This is a genomic window from Deinococcus cellulosilyticus NBRC 106333 = KACC 11606 (assembly GCF_007990775.1).
Classification (GTDB): Bacteria; Deinococcota; Deinococci; order Deinococcales; family Deinococcaceae; genus Deinococcus_C; species Deinococcus_C cellulosilyticus.
In genome coordinates, this window is the sequence record NZ_BJXB01000090.1 from 1 (window position 1) to 1,100 (window position 1,100).

Consider the following 1,100-nt stretch of genomic DNA (forward strand, 5'->3'; position numbering starts at 1 on the left):
GGTCACGTGGACCACGGTAAAACCACCCTCACCGCCGCGATCACCTTTACCGCAGCCGCAGCTGACCCCACCGTGGAAAAGCTCGCCTACGACCAGATCGACAAGGCCCCCGAGGAAAAAGCCCGTGGCATCACCATCAACACCGCTCACGTGGAGTACAACACCCCCGCACGCCACTACTCCCACGTGGACTGCCCCGGTCACGCTGACTACGTCAAAAACATGATCACCGGAGCAGCTCAAATGGACGGCGCCATCCTCGTCGTCTCCGCCGCCGACGGCCCCATGCCCCAGACCCGCGAACACATCCTGCTCGCCCGTCAGGTCGGTGTGCCCTACATCGTCGTGTTCATGAACAAGTGCGACATGGTCGACGACGCTGAACTCCAGGAACTCGTCGAAATGGAAATCCGCGAGCTCTTGAGCCGTTACGAATTCCCTGGCGACGACATCCCCGTCATCAAAGGTTCCGCCCTGCAGGCCCTCGAAGCTGTTCAGGCCAACAACAAAATTGGTCGCGGCGAAAACGAGTGGGTTGACCGCATCTGGGAACTCCTCGACGCCGTGGACAGCTACATCCCCACCCCCGAGCGTGCCGTGGACAAACCCTTCCTGATGCCCGTCGAAGACGTGTTCACCATCACCGGACGTGGCACCGTCGCCACCGGACGTGTGGAGCGCGGCATCTGCAAAGTCGGCGATGAAGTGGAAATCGTGGGTCTGCGCGACACCAAGAAAACCACCGTCACCGGCGTGGAAATGCACCGCAAGCTGCTCGACCAGGGCATCGCAGGCGACAACGTCGGCGTGCTGCTGCGTGGTGTGGCCCGTGATGACATCGAGCGTGGTCAGGTGCTGGCCAAGCCCGGTTCCATCAAGCCCCACACCAAGTTCCTGGGCAGCGTGTACATCCTTTCTAAAGAGGAAGGTGGCCGTCACAGCGCGTTCTTCGGTGGTTACCGTCCCCAGTTCTACTTCCGCACCACCGACGTGACCGGCGTGATCTCCCTGCCCGAGGGCGTGGAAATGGTGATGCCCGGTGACAACATCGAGCTGACCGTGGACCTGATCAAGCCCATCGCCATGGAAGAAGGTCTGCG

General features: G+C 61.5%; 1 protein-coding gene. It reads left to right on the plus strand.

The genetic code is table 11. The features are described from left to right. Window positions 1-1,100: elongation factor Tu (tuf, locus tag DC3_RS28815; protein WP_146892291.1), on the plus strand; the 1,100-nt coding region annotated here is incomplete at both ends.